Here is a 16,685-nt window from a genome sequence, read left to right as displayed (position 1 = left end):
TTTCGTTGACGTCGTCGGCGATTCGGTATCGGGACCAACTCAGCGAGGGGCGCGCTCGGCTCGATGCTCGATTCCATGCCGGCTTGCCGAGCGTTCAGACGGCCGCGGCGCTTAGCGATTTGTATGATCAGATCGTTTCGGCGGTCTACGCCGATTCGCTACGACATGCCGAGTCGAGCGGCATCAACCCGCATCATCTCTCCCGTTTTTCCCTGGTGGCCCACGGTGGATACGGCCGTGGTGATCTTTCACCCTACAGCGACGCGGACCTGATGCTACTGGTGCCGCGGACGGCCCTCGCTGCGGCTGCACCGGTGGCCGGTGCACTGGTGCGAGACCTCGCGGACGCGGGCATGGATGTGGGGTTCTCTGTTCGCACACCCTCGGAAGCCCGTTCACTGGCGTGGTCGGACCCCAAAATCTACACCTCGCTAACAGAATCCCGTTTGCTATGCGGTAACGAGTCCAAATTCCGCAGCTTCTTTGATGCGTTCCGTAGCGGTGCGAAGCGGCGTTGGAAGTCACTTAACAAGAAAGTGATTCGCGCCCGGCTGGAAGAACGTCATCGCTGGGGCGAAACGATCTACCTGCTCCGGCCGAATGTGAAGCGTTCTCGAGGCGGCCTCCGAGACATCCAACTGGTTCGGTGGCTCGGCTTTGCCACCCACGGCCAAACCGATCTGACGCAATTGCATCGGCTCGGTGCGCTCTCGAGCGAAGACCTACAATCACTGCTCCGGGCAAATGGATTCCTATTACGACTGCGGCACGAACTGCACTTCCGCACCCATCGCAGCCAAGATGTGCTCGATCGCCCGACACAGATGGAAATTGCCCGCGACTGGGGGTACCAGGGCCGCACCGGTGTGCTGCCGGTCGAAGATTTCATGCAGGACTATTTCGAGAACACCCGCTCGGTGCGGTACGTGTCCGGATTTTTCGATGATAATCTTGGCGCCCCCTCCCGCACCGCCATGGCGGTTGAGCGAATTTTGTCACGCCGGGTGGACGTCAGCATCCGCGTGGGGCCGACTCAGATTTGGGTCGAGCCGAAAGACCTTGATGCGTTCGCGGCGAGTCTGCCTGACGTCTTGCGATTGATGCAGCTTGCCAACGAAAACCAGCGCTGGATCGCTCACCCAACCTGGCAGGCGATCCGGCAGACCATGCTCGAGCGTCCACCGAGCCCGCCTGATCCGGCCAGTGTGAAGGCGTTCTTGGGCCTGCTCAGCCAGCCGGGGCAACTGGCGCCTTTGCTCCGAAGACTGCACGAACTGCGGATCATCGAACAACTGATCCCCGCCATGCGCCGATGTCGCGGTCTGTTGCAGTTCAACGCCTATCATAAATTCACGGTCGACGCCCATTGCATCGGAGCCGTCGAAGCGGTCACCGAGTTCGCGGAGCAGGATAGCGTGATGGGCCGGCGGTACCGGCGCATCAAGGACAAAACACTGCTGCATCTGGCGCTGCTGATCCATGATCTCGGCAAAGGCTACGATGAAGATCACAGCGAAGTTGGGTTCCGGATCGCCGGTGAGGTCGCCGATGCCTTGGGGCTGGAGGCGAATCAAAAGGAAACCCTGCAATGGCTGATCCACAAACACCTCTTGATGCCTACGGTCGCCTTTCGACACGATCTCAATGACCCCGATGTCGTGCACGGATTCGCGGCGGAAGTGGGCTCGGTCCGGCGTCTCGAACTGTTGCTCGTCCATAGCGTTGCCGACCTAATCGCCGTCGGCCCAGACGTGCTGACGGATTGGAAAATGAATTTGATCGAGGATCTCTATATCCGCACCCGACGATATTTCGAAACCGGGAACCTCCCCGGTGAGAATGACCCCGAACTCGACTCGCAACGCGACGAGATCATCGCGTTGGTCCAAACGCAGAGCGGCGACAAGTCGGCTGTCGATCTCGTCAAAGACCTGCCCCTGTCCCTCCTCCGCCATCGCAGTAGCCGGGAAATCGCCGACGAACTGATCGAGGTCGGCCGATGGCTCGACAAGGACCAAGGCTGCTACTGTGCCGGATTGGTAGCACCTGACGGCTGTGAGGTTCGCTACAACGTCGTCGTTCGGCAAGGTGACCGCCGGATCGGTACGTTCGCACGGATCACCAGCGCCCTGTACGCCTGCGGATTAACGATTTTTCGAGCCAGTATCGAAACCGTGGGCGAAGATTTGCTGTGGGACTCCTTTTGGGTCAGTGACCCAGACTATGTCAACGCCCCGCCCCCGCATCGCATTGAAAAGGTGTGCCGGGTGATTCGCGATGCACTCGACAATCCCGATGCTCCGCTGCCGGCGGCGCGTAAAGTCTGGAAATCGAAAGATGACAGCGAACCCGAGAGCGTGCTCCTGCTGCCGACGAAAATCATCTTTGACAACGACACCTTTGACCACCAAACCATCCTCTCTCTTTTCACCTACGATCGCCCCGGTTTGCTGGCCGACGTTACCACCGTGTTGGCCGCTTTGGACGTCTCGATCCAGTTCGCTAAAATCGACACGCATCTCGATCAGATCGCTGACGTGTTCTACATCACCGACTCGTCATCGCAACCGATTCTCGACGCCGAATATCAGCAGCGTATTCGGGACGCGATGTTAAAAGTGCTCAACCGCTCGGCGGCATAACACGTCAGCATCGCGAGCAGTGCCGTCGGGTTGCCCGTCGTCGGTTCCGGCAACAGCGACGCGTCGACGATCGACACGCCAGCAACACCGGGCACCTGAAAGTCGAGACCAGCGACCGCCTGATCGCCCGCGTTTCCAATGCGGCACGTCCCCCCGGGGTGGTACAGCGTCTGTGCGTAGCGAGCGATCGCCGACAGCAGGCGAGCATGGTCACTCCGCCGCGCCCCCGGCACCCGCTCGGTGCCCAGCACACCCTCGCGAGCGAGCACGTGAGCTAATTCGCGGACCCAGCGAACCCCGTCGGGCAACCCCGCCGCGTCAGCGGGATCGGTCATGTAATCACTGTGAATGAGCAGATGAACGTCGTCGGCCTGGCCGATGGGCTCCATCCACCCACGCGACCGCGGCCGGGTCAACTGCACGCCGAGTGTCATCGCACAGGTCGCCTTCGCGTTGGGGTATCGCAAATAGTCCGTCGGTGTGACGTGCAACTGAAATTTTTCACCGCGATCAAATCCGCCACACTCGGCAATGTTCGATGCCAAGGGACCGCTGCCGTCCTGTTCCCATTGCTCGATGTCCTGAGTGCTCGGCGAACCGGGCAGGAAGGCCGGCTGATCGCGGTCGTACACCACCGGCATGATCAAGTGGTCATGCAGATTCCGACCCACACCGGGCAAATCGACACGTGGAGTCAGACCAACCCGGGAAAGCGAACTGGGGTCGCCGATGCCGCTACGCATCAGCAACCCGGGCGTGGCCAATGCCCCCAAGCAACTGATGACTCGCGTGCTGCGACTCAACGAAATCTCGCGCTCGCACTGCGTGTCTCGCAGCGTCAAGCTGCTCACCCGATCCCCCTCGATATTCAAACGCTGAGCGCTGCCATGGATGCACCGGAGCCGGCCCGCGATACCTGGATCACTCCGCATCACATCGATCAACAGTTGCTCGGTGGTCCACCGTCGACCGTCGCGATTGATTCGGTGGTGCGCCGCAAAGGCTCCTAAGTCCGAATGCTCCCCCACGGCGGACAAGAACTGCTGCGCAGGAGGACTGAGGTATCGCGGGGATTCCACCGCGATCAAGTCATTGGCCCGCTGCCAAGCGGTTTGCATGATATCGGGATCGAGCCCGGCGCGTTCCAGGCACTGAAAGTCTTGCTCATGCGGCGGCATCCAAATCATCGCATTGATACGTCCGCTGCCCCCCAGTCCACGGCCACGTGGCCATGTAATCTCGCGGCCCGCCAGCCCTTCATTGGCCAGCGTGACATGCGAGTCGTCATCGCTCGAACCGAGCAAGTGCAGCCATCGGGCCGGTCGACTGCGGTCGAGCGAGTTCTCCTCCTGCCGCCCGCCCGCCTCGATGATCCAGACGGGTCGATCGGTCCGGACCAGCAACTCATGGGCAAGCAGACAACCGCACACGCCCCCACCCAAGATCACATCGCCATCGAGGCCATGGGGAGCATCGTGAAGCGATAAAAGATCAATGTCGTGCATGATTTCAGGAAGTGAGCGTGGCAGCGGCACGATCTGTGGGTGATGTCGGAGGACACCGCCAGCCTCTGCCACGGGGGACTACAGATATTTCGCCAGGGCATCTCCGCGCGTCGCTCGCGCATCGACTTTTGCTACCGTTTGCCGATCGTCGATCAGCGGTGGTGCATGATGCGGTTTGACTCGCGCGTCAATCAACAATGACCCGCGACAGCCCCAGTGCTTGTCGAGGATAAACTCGTCGACGCCGCCAATGTCCGTCGCCGGGTTACTGCGAGTGAACGTGCTCCAGAGCCAGTTTTTCACTGCCGCGGCAGCGAACTCGGCATCGTCACACAGCGTGATCAAGGGAAACGCGTTCACATCCTTTTGAGCCGATAACGCCGCAGCGAGTTTCTCGCGGTCGACCGCTCGCTCGGGACCGTCGAATTTGGGGGCGGTGATCGCGAGCACACCCGGCATCACGACGGTGACCTGACCAAAACCGTCGGGCAGGGAAATGCCCGTCGGCACTTCCCTCGGCAGTTCGCGGCAGGGACGCCCCGTTGCCGCGATCACGACCTTCGAGCCCTGGTTGAGCCCCGTGCCCGAATAATCGAGCGTGTCGATCGTCGTGCGGGTATGGAAATGCAGGTCCCGCCGCCAATCCACGCGGCTCAGGATGTACTGCAAGAACGTGGCGATGTCGTGGATATCTAACGCCTGCTCAGGATCGTCTGTGATCCACAAGTACTTCGCCAATGACAATTGCCCGTTGCCCAAAATCGCGTTGGCCTGAGTCAGCAGTTCTTGCGGCTCACGCACGCCGAGGTACGGCATGTATCGCTCGCTGCCGATGGCCAGTAACAACGGATGCACGCCAGCGGCATCGACGGCGTGGACCGCCCGCACACCCGGGATCACCGTGGGGATGATCGGGTCGGTCAGCTCATGGATCAACTGCCCAAAGGTGGTGTCTTCCTGAGGCGGGCGACCGACGACCGTGAACGGCCAGACCGCATCGTCGCGATGCCAAACCCGCTCGACCTTCATAAACGGAAAGGGATGCTGTAGCGAGTAATAACCGAGATGATCTCCGAATGGCCCCTCGGGCATGGTCGCCGTCGGATCAATCCGGCCGACGATGGCAAAGTCGGCATCGGCGGCAATGGGTGCATGATTGCCGCAGATCATTCGCATCCGCCGCCCGGCGAGGGCCCCCGCGAAAGTCAGTTCGGTCAAGCCTTCGGGCAGCGGCATCACGGCGGCCAAGGTCATCGCCGGAGAACCGCCCACGGTCACGGTGACCGCTAAATCCTCACCGCGTTGGATTGCCTCGCGATGATGGACACCGATGCCGCGGTGGATCTGGTAATGCAGTCCCACCTGCGACTGAGGGTCGTATTGATTGCCCGACAACTGCACCCGGTACATGCCGAGATTGGCACTCATGAGGTTACCAGGATCGCTCGGATCCATCGTCAGCACCTGCGGCAGGGTGACGAACGCACCACCATCATCCGGCCAGCACTTGAGCTGCGGCAGTTCGTCGAGCGAGCAGGAGTTTGCCATCACGGCACCGCGACGAACCCGCCGAGGCAACATTCGCAGGGCCGTCAGTGGAATCCCCGCGTACCGCAGCGGCCGCTTCGGAAGTGCCGCGGGATCGAGTTTCACCTCAATCAGTCGCCGCACGGCCTCGAGCGTATCACGAAACAGATAGCGAGCTTGGTCGAGCGAGCCGAACAAGTTCGATGCCATTGGAAATCGGCAACCACGCACGTTCGCAAACAACAGCCCCGGGCCGCCGTTTGCGTAAACACGCCGCTGGATCTCGGCCAACTCCAGATGCGGGTCGACTTCGTCGGTGACCTCGATCAAACGATGGTCACGACGCAAGTCTTCGACAACGTCTCGGGTGCTGCGATGCTTCAATTGAGAGGTACCTGCTGCGGGATGAGCGTTGAATGAATGATCCGAGTTGCGTGAGCAGCCGGGTGCCCAGTGATACATGGTGCGTCACGGAAACCCCGTGCGTCACGGAACACCCGTGCGTCACGGCGTGCGGCTCACAGTGAACGGAACCGGATGTCCTTGTACTCCGCCCACATCGCTTTACCGGCATGCAGTTGCAGGCCCAACACGCCGTCCAGCAACGCTTGCTCTGGCGAATCGGTGAAATCGAGGATCAAACGACCGTTGAGATAGTGTTGAATGTGGCGGCCCTTGGCAACGATGCGGACATCGTTCCACTCGTTGAGCCGGAACAGTTCCTTGAATTCGTCCTGTGTGATGAGTGTCTCGAGAACCTTCTTTTTACCATCTTCTTGGACAGCCTTCTCACCAACCAAACAAACCCGACCGCGATTGAGGCCTTCGCCGTAGATGAATCCCGACACGTTGGGGAGATTCACTTCGTTGCGAATTTCGTGCTGGTAGCCCTTGAGCGACCATTCGTTCGGGGCGCCCTTGGCCGTGTTGTGCTTGGATCGATACTGGATTCCGGAGTTGTTCGTCGCGTTGCAGCGGAAGGACAGTTGCAGCTCGAAATCAGCGGTATTCCCGCCCTGCCAGATCAGAAAGGTATTGCCCTTGGCCTTGTTCTCAGCTGTCGTTTCGCCATGGATGACGCCGTCGCGGACCGACCACAGTCGCTCATCGCCGCTCCAGCCTTCGAGGTTCTCGCCATTGAAAATGGACTGTGCGTCGGACGAGGTCGCCGAGCTATCGGGGGTATCGGCGAGACAGGGGGCCGCGACAAGAAACAACAACGCAGCGGACAGGCAGACTTCACGAACCATCAAGGACTCCAGTGAATTTTTAAGGTGGGAGAATGACGCGAGGCGGGGAGGAAACCACCGCCTTGCTCGCCCGCAAGGGACCGATCGAGCACCCGCGAGCATCCGTATCCTAGTTCAACCACGCCGCGATGCCATCCCACCACGGGTCATGTCGTGGATCTTGCCCGGCCGCCGCCGCAGCGGACACGTGCGATCGAGCGTTTTTTCGTGCCGCATCGGCCTTCAATTGATTGGAGAACTGGTGTCGCGTATTGCTGGTGTCTTTGAGAGTTTTTTCGCTCATACTGGCAATCTCATTCAACGGCCATGGGAACCCCCGGACGCGTCCGGAATCAGGTCACCACTTCATTTTTGAATTGACGCAGATACGATGCCCCAGTTTGTCGCTCTCTATGTCCTCCCGGCTCTTGCTGTGATCACCTACTTTCTCCAGCTCTGGAGCGGGTTTGCCATTGCTGGCATCAATGGCGACAATGCGCTGGTTGATCGCCGCACGAAACCGGGGCCGTACTGGTTCATCATGTCGCTCCAGACCCTGATTTTGGTTGCCATTCCGATCATGATTGCGCTGAATAAATGACGCATCGCGATCCGCCAACGTCCCTGAGACGTTGCTTTCGGGGAGCGAAAGACGTTCGCCGTCACAAGGGGTCGGGGGTGGCACCGAGGACGGTGTACTCGAACCGCGTTTCGGGTGTGTCCGCCCGCAGCCGCTCGAGGGTTTTCGGGAGGGCATCGACGAGTGGTTGATACACACCAGCAACGCTCTGGGGAGCATACGAGACGAGCAGAATCACCAGTCCCTTGGGTTGCGGGAACTGTTTGTAGGCAGCAAACAACCGATCGGCGACCTCGTCCGTCCGCGCCGCTTGCGTTTTGGCTTCCAAGCGGAACGATTGGCTCTGCGGATCCGCTGCGATCTCGATACTGCCATTCTCGTCGGCATGCACCGTCCAAATCTCTGCACGTTTGAGCAATTCGGCGTGGCCGATTAAAAACCGGATCACCGCGTCGGGCGAGCCCTGACCAAGACGCTGGGCTTGCGCCACGGCGCGTTCCATGGGATCGTCCGGTGACACCGACGCGGTGGTGGATTCTGCCCGGGTGATCGCATTTTCGTCGAGCTTGAACCAATTTCCGATCAGGTCCATGGCGGTTTGCAGTTCCGCCAACTGTGCATCGGATCGCTGCATCGCTTGATCTCGCGCCGCGCGGGCTTGATCCCGCTGTTTCTCGAGTTCCTGCTGCTGCGATTGCATGGCCTCACGAATCCCCGCCAACTCGCTGCGTTGGCGCGCGATGTCGAACGTGAGTTGTTCGCGTTGCGCCTGCAAGGACGTCGATTCCTGCTGCGAGGTTTCACGAACGTCGAGAAACTGCGCGAAGACGATGATCAACAACAGATCCATCAGCGGCGTCAATTGAAAACGCGTTCGTCGCGACAGCCACGACGTCGACAAACGCACTTCACCGGAATGCGGGGCCGCGTCGGAACATGAATTCGCGGGGTGGCGATGTTCGTCGTTCACGCGAGTGATTCCGGCTGCGCTGTCGGAACGGGCGTTTCCTGAGGCCGATCCGCTCGCTCATAAACGGAAAGCTCTCGCTTGACCCTGCCGGCCATCTCGCGGACGTGCAGGCGGTTTTCCGATAGCCGGGCGAATCCGGGTTCAACGATGCTACTGATCAACATCAACACGATGGCGGCGGCCAGACCTGCGAAGGTGCTCCAGATCGCATCGCCAAAGCGGCTGACGATGATGTTCACCGATGCCTGGTCATCGGCGGCGAGTGCTGAGCCGATGGCCAGAATCGTGCCCAACACGCCCGCCAACGGGTAGGCCTCGATCATCGTCCGGACGACATTCCACGCGGTTTCAAATCGCAGCGATTGCAGGTAATCACGCCGCTCGTCAAGAACGCGGATACGATCGACCAATCTCGCTCGATCAGGGCTGTGCGGAGGCTCGGCCAGCACGTCACCGATGTCGGCCAGGAACGCCTCAATTTGGTCGGAGAGATGCACGTGATAGTCCATGCGACTGCGATGGGGCAGCCCGGCGGTAAAACGCTCGAGTGTTTGGGCAATCCGTTTCCGGTCCGCCCGCGCCCACAGAATGAGCAGCGCAAAGGCGATCAGATGGAGCGCTGCGGCGGCGAGGATCGCGAACGTTGAATAGGAAGAAATCAGTTCCAGCATGAAAACTCAATCGAGTTTGTTTTTGGGTATGCCGACGCCACCGGAGTCATGCAATCAGCGAGTCATTCTAATTTTGAGCGAGTTCAGCTATGGTTTTTTGCAATCCCTATGCCGCGCTATGCCACGCAATTCTTGACCATCCATCCCCTCACCGCAAGAGAGATCGCCGATGAGGCTGCTGCGTTTCGTTCCCACCGGTGTCGTTGAGGATGCCTTTGGAATCACGCCCGAGCAGTTGGCTTCACGCAGTGAAACGCTCACCTCGCAGCGAGACGACATGCTCCAACGATCCACCGCGACGTGGACCGGCGGACTTCGTCTGCCCGAAAAGCTGCTCACCGATTACGAGTCGATGCGAGAGAACTCCGAACTGGGCCGCGTCTTCCGCGTTGCCAATCGGCTGCACGACCATCTCGATGCGGTCGCCGTGGTTGGGGACCAGGACTTTTTGCGTGGTCCCGCCGCATTGATGCGTGCGTGCTGTGAACCCTACCACAACGAGCTGTCACGCTCGGACCGTGGGAGCAAGCCGCGAATGTATTTCGCCGCCGCCGATTTCGATAACGATGCCGCCGATGGACTGTTGCGTCGGCTGGCGGTGGGTGGGAACGGCCCCCACGCAGCCGAGCGGCGATACGCCGTGATCGCGATCGACGCACACGGTGACAGTCACCCTTCTTCGCTCGCGACAGCCGCTGGCATGAAACTCATGAGCGATCAACTCGCCACGTCGCTGGGCGCGGGGGCCTCTCGCTGGCTGCCCAAATTAATCATCCCGATTTCACCAGCAACCGGGCTGGTGCGGAGGTTCGCCGATGACCTCGGCTGTCTTCGCGACTTTTCATTCGATTCCGAACTGGGGGGGCCGTTGGGGATCTACTCACCGGCAACCCTGTTGCCCGCTGCACTGCTCGGACTCGATTGCATTCAGTTCCTCGTCGGTGCCGCGGCCATGAACGAGCACTTTTTGACGGCCAGTTTCGCCGACAACTCCGTGCTGCAGTTTGTGGCCGTGCAGCTGGCGATGGAACAATTTCGCGGCGCAGCGTCCAGTCGCCTGCGGGTCTGGAACCCAGCCCTCGATGGGTTTGCATCCTGGTGGGAACGCACCATCGAGACGTCTTCGGTCGGGCGCGGCATGCCGGTGGGCAAGGGCGTGATCCATCATCTAGCGGTTAATACAGTACGCACCGATCACCTGCCGATTGAATCCCCCGAAATCGCCCGCGGGCTCGGAGCCGATGTTGTACCGACGCCGCACCGCAACAAACCATCGAGCGCTGCTGCGACATTTCCCGAACTCATGCAGGCGATGATCGCGAAGACCAATACCGACCAGCATGCTGCGGGCCAACCTGCGACCCATCTGATGCTGCCCCACATCGACACTCACTCACTGGGGCAATTGTTCCAGTTCACGTGGTTGGCCCGTGAGTGTTTCGAGTCCGTTAACCGGGGCTGCGACTTGCTCGGCGCGGCGACTTAAACTCATCGTCCACCCACGCGAACCGACCTCCGTGCCGCCTCCGTGCAATTCCAATGACCGACCTCGTCATTGATTGCACCTGCCGCATGTTGGTCCGTGAAAAGGCCTGCCGCCCATGCCACCGAAATCACAGTCACAGAACTTACAGCGTCGTACTGCTCTTGAGCACTGGGATCAAGAGGGCCATCACGACGGCGAGGACCATGACAGCCATGATCAACAGCATGATGGGTTCGAGTAGGCGGACGAACAGATCCAACCGTCGGAAGGTTCGCTTTTCCAGTGAGTCAGCAATCTCGGGCAACACGGTATCGAGCGAGTTACTCTCTTCACCCACACGGATCATTTCCACCACGGCCATGGGGAAATATCCTGAATCACCAAGCGGTTTGGCGAGACTCTCGCCGGCGCGAATGTTCTCTGTCGCTTCGCCAATGGATTGACTGAGCAAGCGATTGCCGGTCGCGCTACGGCTGATATCCAGCGATTTTAGAATCGGCACGCCATTTCCCAGCAGCGTACCGAGCACTCGACAAAACCGGGCCACCGAGAGGTTCATGAGAATATCGCCCAGAACGGGAATCTTCAGCTTCCAACGATCCAGCCGATCTTTGCCCGTCTCGGTTTGCAGGTGCATGCGAACAGCCACAAATGCGACGACTAATCCTAAGATCAAAAAGATGCCGTAGCTCTGGAGACCGTGGCTGAAGACGAGCAACCACTCGGTGACCGCGGGCATTTCACCTTTCTTGCGCAGTCGATCAAAGAGCATGTCGAACTTGGGGACAAAGAACACGAGCAGGCCACTGACGACGACGGTCCCGACGACAAACAAAAAGACGGGATAGGCCATCGCACTGACGGTGCGTCCCTTGAGATCCTCTTGCAGTTCGGTGAACACGGCCACCCGATCGAGAGCGTCTTCGAGAAAACCACCCTCGGTGCCGGCTCGAACCATGTTGATGGCCATGTCGCTGAACACGCCCGGATAGCGGGCCATGGCCTCGCCAAGCGATTCACCTTCCTCGACGCGTCCCTTGATCTCATTCATCACCTCACCGAGCACCGGTGCGGAAGATTGGTTACCGAGCAATGTCAACGACCGGATCATCGGCACGCCACTACGCAGCAGTGAGGCGAGCTGACTGTAGAAGGTCACCATGATCTGGCCGCTGACCTTCTTCTTTTTCCCGGAAAAGATCGATTGTCCAGCTCCCGCCTTCTCTGTGATCTTGGTCGGGAAGAGATTTTTGCCCGACAACAGCATGGAGGCTTCGCGCGACGTGCCCGCTTCGATGGTACCGGTGATACTTTTGCCGGTGAGGTCGCGTGCGGTGTACTGGAAGGAAGGCATGAAGGCGAGGGTTCAGAAAAAGGAGGGTTCAGGGTTCAGGAAAGAAGCAGGGTTCAGGGGCCAGGAATGCTGAGGCCTGAGTCTTTTCTGAACCCTGAACCCTTCGTTCCTCGCGACCCTTTTTAGAGTGCTTCGCCTTTCGTGACGCGGAGGACTTCGTCGATGCTGGTCACTCCCACGAGTGTTTTGTCCCAAGCATCCATCCGCAGGGTTCGCATGCCCTCGGCAACGGCGGCTCGGCGAATGTCCCAACTGCTGGCGCGTTGTTGAGCGAGTTCCCGGATCGCTTCGCTGGAGACCAACAGTTCGTAGATACCGAGGCGGCCTGAATAGCCCACATTTCGGCATTCCCGGCAACCGACGCAGCGGTACAACGGGCGGCCTTCGAGTTCCGCAAAGGGAAAATCCTTGGGGAGTTCCTCTTCGGTGGGCTGATACGATTCCTTGCAGTGCGGGCAGAGTCGACGCAGCAGCCGCTGGGCCATGACGGCTTCGACCGTTCCCGCCACCAGGAACGGTTCAACGCCCATGTCGGCCATCCGGGTGAAGGCACCGGCAGCGTCGTTGGTGTGCAGTGTGCTGAATACAAGGTGCCCGGTCAAAGACGCCTGCGTGGCATTCTCAGCGGTTTCCAAGTCTCGAATTTCCCCCACCAGAACAACATCGGGGTCATGCCGCAAAATACTCCGCAATGAAGCGGCAAACGTCAAACCAATCTTGGCGTGGACTTGGATTTGATTGATTCCGTCGAGTTGATACTCGACCGGGTCTTCCGTCGTGATGATTTTGTTTTCCGGGCTGCGGATCTCCAACAGACTGCTATAGAGCGTCGTCGTTTTACCGCTACCGGTCGGCCCGGTCACCAACACGATCCCGTGGGGCGTCCGGATCAATTTGCTGAATCGCTCGTAGATCGCGTCGGACATGCCGAGTCCCTTGAGGTCGAAGACCATCGAGGACTTGTCGAGCACCCGCATGACGAGACCTTCGCCGTGGATCATCGGGATCACACTCAAGCGAATGTCAACCTCACGGCCGTGGACGCGCAAGCGGATGCGACCGTCTTGCGGCAACCTCTTCTCGGCGATATTCAGCCTCGCCATGATTTTCAGGCGGCTGATGATCGCCGCTTGAAAACGATTGATCTCCGGCGGTACGGGCTGCGGATGCAGGATACCGTCGATGCGGTAGCGAACGACGAGGCCGTCGGACTGCGACTCAATGTGAATATCACTCGCACGCGAATCAACCGCTTCGGTCAGGATCTCATTGACCAAGCGGACCACCGAGGCTTCCTGAGCCATCTCGCTCAGTTCGCTACCATCGGTCTCGATCCCTTCGAGCAACTCTATTTCTTCATCGCCCGCAGCGGCAACGAGGCCCTCGATGGTCTCGCTACCCACGCCGAGGTGTTTCTTCACCAAACGGTTGATTTCGGCGCGTTCGGCAATGACCGGCGTGACGGTCTTGCCCGTGGCGGCACAGGCTTCGTCGAGCGGGTATAGATCGAAGGGGTCCGCCGTCGCCACACGCAATTCGCCGTCCGCCCAACCGATTGGAAACAGGGCGTGTCGATAGATCAGCTTTTGCGGGAAACCTTCGAGCGCCGTCAGATCAATTTCACAGGTGCGCAGATCGACAAAATCGAGACCGACTTCGTCCGCGATCGCCGTCAGTGCCTCGCGAGCGGAGACGTATCCGAGCGCGACGGCTGTGTCGACGATCGACGACGGATCGCCATTGCGGCTCTGTTCGAGTTGCTGCGGTGTCAACAAACCGCGTCTACGTAATATCTCAGCTGCGTGCATAATCATCGTCCGCGTCCTCCACCTCGAGTACTGCCACCGTCACCACCACCTCCACCTCCACCTCCACGAGTTCCGCCGCCACCGCCGCCGCGCCCACCGCGATCGGTACCGCCACCGCCGCCGCCGCCACCAAAACGAGAGCGGAAGAATTCGATCCGCCGTTGAATATCTTCTGCGGAACTCGACGTGGGCGCCTCACCTGAGCTACTTGCCGATGACGTGGTACTGGTTGAACTCGTCTTAGACGTCGTGGTCGTCGGCGTTTTTCCGGTCACCGACTGCAGTGCTTGTAACATGATCTCGGGTCGCACAGATCCCCCCATCGCAACGACTTCGACTTTCTCTTCGGACTCGAGCCCTTGTTGGTCGAGTGTTTCGACGAGATCGCGAATCGCTTGGAGATCCTGAGGGATCGCGGTCACGACCAAAGAGTTGCTGCGGGTATCCACTGCGACAATGATTTTAGTGGCTTCACTCTTGGGTTTGGGTTGGTTGCCGCCGCCGCCCCCGCCCCGCAGCGCCTTGATGAGATCCTGCGGGTTCGGCTGGCCGCCACGACCGCCCTCGCTGCTCTGTTTGTCTTCGCCAATTTTTTCGGCGAACACCGCTGTGACAATTTTCGCGACCTCCGCAGCGTCCTGATAGACCACTGGGATCAACGCTGGCCGAGCGATCGTTTGAATCGTTTCCGGGCTCTCCTCGCGGTCGATTTCCTTGAGCACCATGCGGATGAAGTCGAGATCCGACGGCGGTGCTTGAATAATCAGTGCATTGAGCCGGTTGTCGGGAACGATGTTCACACTGCCACGACTCGTCAGAATCGTTCGAGTGTCGGATTCGGTCCCACCACCGCCGCCGCCCATGCCCAGCAGTCCACCGAGCATTCCGCCACCGAGTCCGCCCATGACCGATTCGGTCAGCGATCCAGCAGACCCGCTCGCATCGGCACCGCCGAGGATCCCGGCGACCAATTCCGCAGCGATGTCCGCTTTGAGATATCGCAGCCAGAAAATGGTCGGCAGGGCGGACGCGTTCGCTGATTCAGTGCCCATCGAGGTCATGAGTTGTTCGATCATGTCGAGTGCACGTTGATCGCGAGACGCGATGACGAGTCCCGCGGGGGTCATCTGAATCACAATATCGTCACCGGCGTAATCGTTCTCCGGTGCTGCCTCCGGTTGGAAGGGAACGGGTGCTTCGTTCTGCCAAACGAGAGTTTGGAATCCGGTCGTCGCCGAGTTATTCGTGTCTTGCAAATCCCGCTGTTCGCTTACAGGCGATCGCTGTTGGGGGAGTGACCGTTCCTTGGAATTCGGCCCATCGTTGCGATCGGATGATGACGACGGGGTAATGACGCGAATTTGGTTGGTGCGGCCCGTCAGCGGCCATAGCGTCTCAATCTGTTTGAGAGTGTCGTTGGCGGCGGAACCCGTGAAGGGCAGAATCCGCACATTTTCGCCCAATCCGCCCGCAAACGGATCATTTTCGAGTTCGGCAATCAATCGCTTGACCGATTCCACTTGATCGACGGTTCCCCGCACCCACAATCGCCCCGTCGCGGGATCGCCATCGACGACAGGACCATTGCCGCCGCCCGCTTCCGTGACGCCGAAGAACTTGTTGATCGTCAGAAGTGCCTGTGCGGGCTCGAGACGTTTCAGATCGATGATCGTGAAATCGCGACCGCTGCCCTCGAGTTCAACAATCGTACTGCGGATTTTCGCCTGCATGTCAGGGCGGCCGAAGGCAATGATCGCCCCGCGATTGGCGTCCATCGCCAACCTAGCCTCCGGTGTGCCGGCAATCATCGTTTGCAACACGTCATAGACGGTTTGCAAATTGGCCGACGCGACCGGATGCGTCCGCAACTCGGGGGCCGCGAGCTTTTCATCGCTCGCTTCGCCGGAATTGGGCATCGCACGGTCTGCTTTCTCGATCACACTGGCGAGGAGGTCCAATTTCGATTGACTGCCGGTCGCAAAAATGCGATCGCCATACATCGACACCGAGACACGAATATCATCGCCGGCGTTGCTGCCAGGCTCGAGGCCGAGTAGCGGCCGAGCGATTTCCAGCACTTCATCAGCCGAGCGATGCTCCAACGTGATCTCGACAACACTCGATTGAGCCTTGGAAGCGGCATTGAGCACCTCATCGATGACCCGCAGCTTGCCCACGGTCTCAGTCACGATGACCTGGCGTGCACCGGCGAGCACATTAATGCGGCCCCACGGGCCAATCACCTGGGATAGCTCCTCGCGTGCTTGCTCGGGCGTGATCGCGCCGAGCGGAAACACACAGCGCACAATATCACTGTTACCGCGTTCGTCAAATGATTCTGGGGTGACGAGCTCCGCCATCTCGCTGATGAGCTTTTCCGCATTGTCGGCCTCTAAATCGACCAGCAATAGCATCCGGCCCCGTCGCACCACCGCCCAACCGCGGTCCAATAGCAAGCGGTTGATCAAGTCCAATCCTTCGGACACCGAATAGAGCTTGTTCGGATCCGTAAAATTGACCGTTCCCGCCGGCATTGTATCCATTTGTAGCGACAAATCCGCTTCCTCAGCAAACCAACGCAGCACCTCGCTCCAAGGCGCCCCAGCAAAATTGAATCGCAGGGCGTCGGGGGTGGACGTAGCGGGAGTGGGAGAGACGGGAGCAGCCGTCTCGGGGGCGGACGCCTCAGGAGCGGGTGCCACAGGGGCGGCTGCCACAGGAGCGGGCGCCTCGGGGGCGGGAGTTGCCGCTGCTGCGGGAACCACGCCAGCGGTTGTTGGCGTTTCAGGCAGTGTTTCCTGCGCCGATGCGGGGAAGTTGCTACCAGCAACCGCCAAAACGAGGAAGACACCTTTGAACATCGGTGTGACGCGACGAGCACGAGACGAGGGCGTGAATAGCATTTCGCGAAGC

General features: G+C 59.8%; 12 protein-coding genes. 3 read left to right on the top strand and 9 right to left on the bottom strand.

Annotation, left to right across the window (positions count from 1 at the left end):
- Positions 1 to 5: 5 nt before the first annotated feature.
- The gene (gene glnD / locus SH410x_RS05965) at positions 6 to 2,642 is read left to right on the top strand and encodes a [protein-PII] uridylyltransferase (protein ID WP_473675516.1); all 2,637 of its coding nucleotides are present in this window, start codon (positions 6 to 8) and stop codon (positions 2,640 to 2,642) included.
- On the opposite strand, the gene SH410x_RS05960 is transcribed toward glnD, so the two are convergent.
- The 4 genes from SH410x_RS05960 to SH410x_RS05945 all read right to left on the bottom strand — a co-directional run bounded on the left by SH410x_RS05960 (position 2,588) and on the right by SH410x_RS05945 (position 7,207).
- A complete protein-coding gene (locus SH410x_RS05960) occupies positions 2,588 to 4,147 on the bottom strand; it encodes a GMC family oxidoreductase (protein ID WP_473675514.1) in 1,560 nt (519 codons plus the stop codon). The genes glnD and SH410x_RS05960 overlap by 55 nt on opposite strands.
- 78 nt (positions 4,148 to 4,225) lie before the next feature.
- On the bottom strand, positions 4,226 to 6,136 hold the full coding sequence (locus SH410x_RS05955) for a UbiD family decarboxylase (RefSeq protein ID WP_473675512.1): 1,911 nt from the start codon (positions 6,134 to 6,136) through the stop codon (positions 4,226 to 4,228).
- Positions 6,137 to 6,192: 56 nt separating this feature from the next.
- Complete coding sequence (locus SH410x_RS05950; protein WP_473675510.1) at positions 6,193 to 6,924, bottom strand: 3-keto-disaccharide hydrolase; 732 nt, start codon at positions 6,922 to 6,924, stop codon at positions 6,193 to 6,195.
- Positions 6,925 to 7,033: 109 nt separating this feature from the next.
- The gene (locus SH410x_RS05945) at positions 7,034 to 7,207 is read right to left on the bottom strand and encodes a hypothetical protein (RefSeq protein ID WP_473675508.1); all 174 of its coding nucleotides are present in this window, start codon (positions 7,205 to 7,207) and stop codon (positions 7,034 to 7,036) included.
- 87 nt (positions 7,208 to 7,294) lie between these two features.
- Between SH410x_RS05945 and SH410x_RS05940 the strand changes: the two genes are divergently transcribed.
- Positions 7,295 to 7,504 (top strand): hypothetical protein, encoded by a 210-nt coding sequence (locus SH410x_RS05940; protein ID WP_473675507.1) that lies wholly within the window; start codon positions 7,295 to 7,297, stop codon positions 7,502 to 7,504.
- A 61-nt stretch (positions 7,505 to 7,565) separates the two neighbouring features.
- Here SH410x_RS05940 and SH410x_RS05935 read toward each other — a convergent pair whose 3' ends face one another.
- The gene (locus SH410x_RS05935) at positions 7,566 to 8,390 is read right to left on the bottom strand and encodes a hypothetical protein (protein WP_473677252.1); all 825 of its coding nucleotides are present in this window, start codon (positions 8,388 to 8,390) and stop codon (positions 7,566 to 7,568) included.
- A gap of 59 nt (positions 8,391 to 8,449) precedes the next feature.
- On the bottom strand, positions 8,450 to 9,124 hold the full coding sequence (locus tag SH410x_RS05930) for a MotA/TolQ/ExbB proton channel family protein (RefSeq protein WP_473675505.1): 675 nt from the start codon (positions 9,122 to 9,124) through the stop codon (positions 8,450 to 8,452).
- 169 nt (positions 9,125 to 9,293) lie between these two features.
- Between SH410x_RS05930 and SH410x_RS05925 the strand changes: the two genes are divergently transcribed.
- Positions 9,294 to 10,610 (top strand): glucose-6-phosphate isomerase, encoded by a 1,317-nt coding sequence (locus SH410x_RS05925; protein WP_473675503.1) that lies wholly within the window; start codon positions 9,294 to 9,296, stop codon positions 10,608 to 10,610.
- A 142-nt stretch (positions 10,611 to 10,752) separates the two neighbouring features.
- Here SH410x_RS05925 and SH410x_RS05920 read toward each other — a convergent pair whose 3' ends face one another.
- From SH410x_RS05920 to SH410x_RS05910, 3 genes are all read right to left on the bottom strand, one after another.
- Positions 10,753 to 11,964, bottom strand: a complete 1,212-nt coding sequence (locus tag SH410x_RS05920) for a type II secretion system F family protein (RefSeq protein WP_473675501.1) — start codon at positions 11,962 to 11,964, stop codon at positions 10,753 to 10,755.
- A 122-nt stretch (positions 11,965 to 12,086) separates the two neighbouring features.
- On the bottom strand, positions 12,087 to 13,778 hold the full coding sequence (locus SH410x_RS05915) for a GspE/PulE family protein (protein WP_473675499.1): 1,692 nt from the start codon (positions 13,776 to 13,778) through the stop codon (positions 12,087 to 12,089).
- Positions 13,775 to 16,675: a secretin N-terminal domain-containing protein gene (locus tag SH410x_RS05910; protein ID WP_473675497.1), complete on the bottom strand. Its 2,901-nt coding sequence runs from the start codon at positions 16,673 to 16,675 to the stop codon at positions 13,775 to 13,777. Before SH410x_RS05910 ends, SH410x_RS05915 begins: the two co-directional genes overlap by 4 nt.
- Positions 16,676 to 16,685: the final 10 nt, after the last annotated feature.

The sequence above is a fragment of the Rhodopirellula sp. SH410 genome, assembly GCF_055811895.1.
Note: the sequence above shows the minus strand (reverse complement) of the source record. Positions and strands in the feature narration are given on the sequence as shown.

Bases quoted from the DNA above. Each gene is read 5' to 3' on its own strand.
- SH410x_RS05960 (WP_473675514.1), bottom strand. From the start codon at position 4,147: ATGCACGACATTGATCTTTTATCGCTTCACGATGCTCCCCATGGCCTC.
- SH410x_RS05955 (WP_473675512.1), bottom strand. From the start codon at position 6,136: ATGTATCACTGGGCACCCGGCTGCTCACGCAACTCGGATCATTCATTC.
- SH410x_RS05950 (WP_473675510.1), bottom strand. From the start codon at position 6,924: ATGGTTCGTGAAGTCTGCCTGTCCGCTGCGTTGTTGTTTCTTGTCGCG.
- SH410x_RS05945 (WP_473675508.1), bottom strand. From the start codon at position 7,207: ATGAGCGAAAAAACTCTCAAAGACACCAGCAATACGCGACACCAGTTC.
- SH410x_RS05940 (WP_473675507.1), top strand. From the start codon at position 7,295: ATGCCCCAGTTTGTCGCTCTCTATGTCCTCCCGGCTCTTGCTGTGATC.
- SH410x_RS05930 (WP_473675505.1), bottom strand. From the start codon at position 9,124: ATGCTGGAACTGATTTCTTCCTATTCAACGTTCGCGATCCTCGCCGCC.
- SH410x_RS05925 (WP_473675503.1), top strand. From the start codon at position 9,294: ATGAGGCTGCTGCGTTTCGTTCCCACCGGTGTCGTTGAGGATGCCTTT.
- SH410x_RS05920 (WP_473675501.1), bottom strand. From the start codon at position 11,964: ATGCCTTCCTTCCAGTACACCGCACGCGACCTCACCGGCAAAAGTATC.
- SH410x_RS05915 (WP_473675499.1), bottom strand. From the start codon at position 13,778: ATGATTATGCACGCAGCTGAGATATTACGTAGACGCGGTTTGTTGACA.
- SH410x_RS05910 (WP_473675497.1), bottom strand. From the start codon at position 16,675: ATGCTATTCACGCCCTCGTCTCGTGCTCGTCGCGTCACACCGATGTTC.